Source organism: Polaromonas sp. C04 (assembly GCF_002002705.1).
Taxonomy (GTDB): Bacteria; Pseudomonadota; Gammaproteobacteria; order Burkholderiales; family Burkholderiaceae_C; genus Rhodoferax_A.
Genome location: NZ_MUNS01000036.1, coordinates 1 through 5,261 on the forward strand (window position 1 = coordinate 1; position 5,261 = coordinate 5,261).

Below are 5,261 nucleotides of genomic sequence, written 5' to 3' on the forward strand. Positions count from 1 at the left end.
TCGCGGCTCAGGGTGTTGCCGGGGTCGCCCTTGGGCTCGTCGACGCGGCCTTGCAGCACGCGGCCATCCGTGGTGGTGACCGTGACCTTGCCGATCCAGCGCTGCGGGTAGGCGCCGTCCACCTCGGCGTCAAACACCATGCTCACGCGCTCGCGCAGATCGCGCGTGGCGGCATCGTCGAAATGCTGGTCGAACTCGGCCAGGCCGGCGTGGCCGAAGCGCGCGACCAGCGCCAGCACCGTGCCCATGGAAAACTTGCTCTGGTGCACCGTGGCCGGGTTCGTCACCGGCCCGAGCACGTCGATCGCGCCCTGGTGCACGTGCGTGACCACGCGCGCCAGATCGCCGGGCTGGAGGCCGTGCGCCTGCATCACCTGCAACAGCGCATCGGCGGCCGGGTGCGTGTGGCGGCACGAGGCGTGGTACTTGAACGAGGTTTCAAACGTGGCCCAGCGCGTGCCCAGGCCTTGCGTGAGGCGCGCCGGGTCCGCATCGCTCGACATGCCGGCCGCCATGCCCTGCGGTCCTTCCAGAATCCGCGCCGCGCCGGTGAAGCCGTCTTGGGCCAGATACGCCGCCATCAGGCCGGCCGACGCCGCGTGCGCGGTGTGCAGCTGCTTGGAATCCGCCGCCGTGCGCAGGAACTCCCACAGCCCGGCGGACTGCGTGCCGGCCGAACCCAGCGCGTGCTGCATCTGCGGCGCATCGAGCCCCAGCAGGTTGCCGACCGCCGCGGCCGCCGCCAGTGTGCCGGCGGTGCCGGTGGTGTGGAACACCTTGTAGTGCGAGCGGCCGAGGAACTCGCCGACGCGGATGCCGACCTCGTAGCCCGCGACGGCGGCCGTGAGCAGTTGCTGCCCGCTGGCGCCCAGCGCCTGCGCCACCGCGAGTGCCGGCGAGAACACCACGGTGGCCGGGTGGAACACCGAGCCGTTGTGCACGTCATCCTGCTCGGCCACGTGCGAGGCCGCAGCGTTGACCATGGCGGCGAAATACGCACTGGTGCGGCTGCGGCTGATCAGCACCTCGGACGGGCCGCCGGCCGGCCCCATGCTCGCGGCAAACCGGGCGATGGTCTCGACCGGGCGCGAACCTTTGCCGGCCAGCGCCGAGCCGAACCAGTCCACCAGCAGGTCTTCGGTCTTGCGAATCACGGGGCCCGGAATGGCGTCAAAGCGCAGGCCGGCGGCGAATGCGGCGAGTTGGGCGGTGGGAGAGTTCACGGCAGGTATTTTTAAGAGAAATCGACTTCAAGCCCTTATCTGATATGGGCAGGCAGCTATATTTTCGATAGTAAAGCGATCACCATCAAATGGCCTGGGCGGCGCGCAGCGCGGCAATGGCCACGTCGCTCTGCCCGAGTTCACGCAGGATGGCCTCGGTGTGCTGGCCCACGCCAGGGACCGCATCCATGCGGTAGTCGAAACTGCTGTTGCGCCCGGGCGGCAGCAGCGCGGGGATGTCGCCCGCCGGCGAGCCCACGCTCTGCCAGCGGCTGCGCGCTTTCAGTTGCGGATGCGCCCAGAGGCCGGCCATGTCGTTCATGCGCGCGTTGGCGATCTGCGCCTGATCCAGCCGCGCCAGCACCTCGGCCGTGCTGAGCGCGCCAAAGGTGGCCACGATGATGGCCTTGAGTGCCTCGCGATGTTCGTTGCGGCGCGCGTTGGCGTCGAAGCGCGGGTCGGTCGCCAGCGCGGCGTCCTGCAGCACCACGTCGCAGAACGCTTTCCACTCGCGCTCGTTTTGCAGGCCCAGCATGACCGTGCCGCCGTCGCCGGCCTTGAAGGGGCCATAGGGATAGATGGTGGCGTGGGCCGCGGCACTGCGCGGTGGCGGCGGCGCGCCATCGAACGCGTAGTACATCGGGTACCCCATCCATTCGCCGAGCGCCTCTAACATGGACACGTCGATGTGCGAGCCCCGGCCCGTCTTGCTGCGCTGCAGCAGCGCGGCCAGCACGCTGGTGTAGGCGTACATGCCGGCGGCGATGTCGGCGATCGAGTTACCGGCCTTGCAGGGCTCGTCGGGCGTGCCGGTGATGGACAGGAAGCCCGCCTCGCTCTGGATCAGCAGGTCGTAGGCCTTCTTGTCGCGGTACGGGCCATCTTCGCCGTAGCCCGAGATGTCGCAGACGATGAGTTGCGGGTGCTCTTGGCTCAGTGCATCAAAGCCCAGGCCCATGCGTGCGGCGGCGCCGGGTGCCAGGTTTTGCACCAGCACGTCGGCTGTAGCGAGAAGCTCTTTCAGCACGGCCAGCGCGGCCGGCTGCTTGAGGTCGAGCGTCAGGCTTTCCTTCGAGCGGTTCGTCCAGACGAAGTGCGAGGCCTGGCCCTTGACGCGGGTGTCGTAGGCGCGTGCAAAGTCGCCCGCGCCGGGGCGCTCGACCTTGATCACGCGCGCGCCCAGGTCGGCCAGCTGGCGCGTGCAGAACGGCGCGGCGATCGCGTGCTCGAGCGAGACGACGGTGATGCCGTCGAGGGGTCTTGTCATGATCGACTCCGGAATTAGAAGGATCTCGGCAACCCAAGCAAATGCTCGGCCACGTAGCTCAGGATCAGGTTGGTGGAGATCGGCGCCACCTGGTACAGCCGCGTCTCGCGGAATTTGCGCTCCACGTCGTATTCGTTGGCGAAGCCGAAGCCACCGTGGAACTGGATGCAGGCGTTGGCGGCCTCCCACGACGCCTTGGCCGCGAGGTACTTGGCCATGTTGGCTTCGGCGCCGCAGGGCTTGCCGGCATCGAACAGCGCGCACGCTTTGTAGCGCATCAGGTTCGCGGCCTCGACCTCGATGTAGGACTCCGCAATCGGAAACTGCACGCCCTGATTCTGGCCGATCGGGCGGCCGAACACGACGCGCTCGCTGACGTATTTGGTGACGCGGTCGAGAAACCAGTAGCCGTCGCCGATGCACTCGGCCGCGATCAAGGTGCGCTCGGCGTTCAGGCCGTCGAGGATGTACTTGAAGCCCTGCCCTTCCTGGCCGATCAGGTTTTCCTCGGGGATTTCGAGGTTCTCGAAGAACAGTTCGTTGGTCTCGTGATTCACCATGTTGGGAATGGGCCGCACCGTCAGGCCCGACTTCTCGGCGGCACGCAGGTCGACCATGAAGATCGACATGCCCTCCGATTTTTTCTTGACCTCGGCCAGCGGCGTGGTGCGCGCCAGCAGAATCATCCAGTCGGAATGCTGCACGCGCGAGATCCAGACTTTCTGGCCGTTGATCACGTAGCGGTCGCCCTGCTTCACGGCGGTCGTCTTGATCCTGGTGGTGTCGGTGCCGGTGCTGGGCTCGGTCACGCCCATGGACTGCAGGCGCCATTCGCCGCTGGCGATTTTGGGCAGGTACAGCTCCTTTTGCGCCCTGGAGCCATGGCGCAACAGCGTGCCCATGTTGTACATCTGGCCGTGGCAGGCGCCCGAGTTGCCGCCGGAGCGGTTGATCTCCTCCATGACGACCGTGGCCTCGGTCAGGCCCAGGCCCGAACCACCGTACTCGGCCGGAATCATCGCGGCCAGCCAGCCGGCCTTGGTGAGTGCATCGACAAAGGCCTCGGGGTAGGCACGCTGCTCGTCGATTCTCCGGTGGTATTCGTCGGGGAATTCGGCGCACAGGGCGCGCACGGCGTCGCGGATGTCCTGCCAGGCGTCGGGGGCGGTCTTGATCATGGTTTTCGTCTATGGTTTTTATTGAGCACAGGTCAGGCGAGTTCGGCCGTGCCCTGCATGGTGAGCCAGCCCTCGTGGTCCCGGGCCCAGAGCTTGACGCTTTTGCCGTTCGCCGAAGGCTGGCCGTTGAGGCGAAACGGGTGCAGGTCGAAGGTCGGGCGCACGGCCTTGAAGTTGAACGATTGGATGAAGGCGCCAGGCGCATGGCGGCGCACCAGATCGACCAGCAGCGTGGCGATCAACGGCCCGTGCACGATCAGGCCGGGATAGCCTTCCACCTCGGTCACGTACTTGCGGTCGTAGTGGATGCGGTGGCCGTTGAAGGTCAGTGCCGAATAGCGGAACAGCAGCACGTCGTCGGGCACGATCTCGCGCTGCCAGGCGGCGCCCTTTTCGGCCGCCACGGGCGGCGGCACCGGGTCGTGGAGCTGGGCCGCGGCGCGGTAGACGATGTCCTGCTCTTCGGTCAGCGCCAAACCCTTGGCGTTGTGCACCTCGTGCCTGACCTGCACGAACACAAGGACGCCCGTACGACCGGTCTTGTGCGTCACGGACTCGATCCGTGAGATGCGTTTGACCGCATCACCCAGCACCAGCGGGTTGTGTCGGTGCCACTGCAAGCGGCCTCCAGCCCACATGCGGCGCGGCAACGGTACCGGCGGCAGGAAGCCACCACGTTTGGCGTGACCGTCGGGACCCAGCTCGCTCTGGCGTTGCTGCGGCAAAAAATACAGCCAGTGCCAGAGCGGCGGCAGCGCCATGCCGGGCGCGGGGGCCGGGTCGTCACGGTCCAGCGTGGCAGAGAGCCCGCGCACCGGCGCGGCGGTCATGTCGTCGCTCAGGGTTTCGGTCCTGCCGGCCCAGGTTTGCAGGTGGGCCAGCGTGGCGGCGTCGATGGAACGAGTATCAAGGTTCATGAGGCACCATCGTCGTCATTTCCCGCCGGTGGCGCAATCCGCAATTTCAAGACCAAGGCTTCCATAAAACTGAAGGCTGCAACGCCATCCGCTACCATCCAGCCATGAATTTCGACCTCACCGACTTGCGCCTGTTCGTCCTGACCGCCGACGAGAGCAACCTGACACGCGCCGCGGCGCGGCAGCACCTGTCGCTGGCAGCGGCCAGTGCACGTATCAAGTCGCTGGAAGCGCAGGCCGGCCTGCCCCTGCTCTACCGCGAAGCCCGCGGTGTGCGCCTGACGCCACCGGGCGAAGCCTTTCTGCACCACGCGCGCGGCGTGCTACGCCAGGCCGACCAGTTGCGCGCCGATCTGCAGGAGTATGGCGGCGGCCTGCGCGGGCACTTGCGGGTCTTCGCCAACACGACGGCGGTCAGCGACTTCCTGCCCGAAATCCTGCCGGGCTTTCTGTCGACCAACCCCAAGGTCAATGTCGACCTTCAGGAAAAACCGAATGCTGAGATCGCCCGCGGCGTGCTGGACGGCCGCGCCGACATCGGCATCGTGGCGGGCCAGGTCGACACGCTGGGGCTGCAGGCCATCCACTTCAGCACCGACCGGCTGATGCTGGTGACCTCGCGCCAGCACCGTCTGGCGCGGCGCAAACGCGTTGCGTTCGCCGAGATTCTGGACGA

The 5,261-nt window shown here is 67.0% G+C and carries 5 protein-coding genes; 1 reads left to right on the plus strand and 4 read right to left on the minus strand.

Features of this window, described 5'->3' with window-relative positions; all coding sequences use genetic code 11:
• The 4 genes from B0E49_RS14650 to B0E49_RS14665 all read right to left on the minus strand — a co-directional run.
• Nucleotides 1-1,223: MmgE/PrpD family protein (locus B0E49_RS14650; protein ID WP_077562951.1), on the minus strand; the 1,223-nt coding region annotated here is incomplete at its 3' end.
• An 85-nt stretch (nt 1,224-1,308) separates the two neighbouring features.
• Nucleotides 1,309-2,490 (minus strand): CaiB/BaiF CoA transferase family protein, encoded by a 1,182-nt coding sequence (locus B0E49_RS14655; RefSeq protein ID WP_077562952.1) that lies wholly within the window; start codon nt 2,488-2,490, stop codon nt 1,309-1,311.
• A gap of 14 nt (nt 2,491-2,504) precedes the next feature.
• On the minus strand, nt 2,505-3,668 hold the full coding sequence (locus B0E49_RS14660; RefSeq protein ID WP_077562953.1) for an acyl-CoA dehydrogenase family protein: 1,164 nt from the start codon (nt 3,666-3,668) through the stop codon (nt 2,505-2,507).
• Nucleotides 3,669-3,700: 32 nt separating this feature from the next.
• Complete coding sequence (locus B0E49_RS14665; protein ID WP_077562954.1) at nt 3,701-4,585, minus strand: HTD2 family dehydratase; 885 nt, start codon at nt 4,583-4,585, stop codon at nt 3,701-3,703.
• Nucleotides 4,586-4,689: 104 nt separating this feature from the next.
• Between B0E49_RS14665 and B0E49_RS14670 the strand changes: the two genes are divergently transcribed.
• A partial coding sequence (locus tag B0E49_RS14670) for a LysR family transcriptional regulator (protein WP_144264579.1) occupies nt 4,690-5,261 on the plus strand: 572 nt, incomplete at its 3' end.

Coding starts and splice junctions, on each gene's coding strand:
- B0E49_RS14655 (WP_077562952.1), bottom strand. CDS start 2,490: ATGACAAGACCCCTCGACGGCATCACCGTCGTCTCGCTCGAGCACGCG.
- B0E49_RS14660 (WP_077562953.1), bottom strand. CDS start 3,668: ATGATCAAGACCGCCCCCGACGCCTGGCAGGACATCCGCGACGCCGTG.
- B0E49_RS14665 (WP_077562954.1), bottom strand. CDS start 4,585: ATGAACCTTGATACTCGTTCCATCGACGCCGCCACGCTGGCCCACCTG.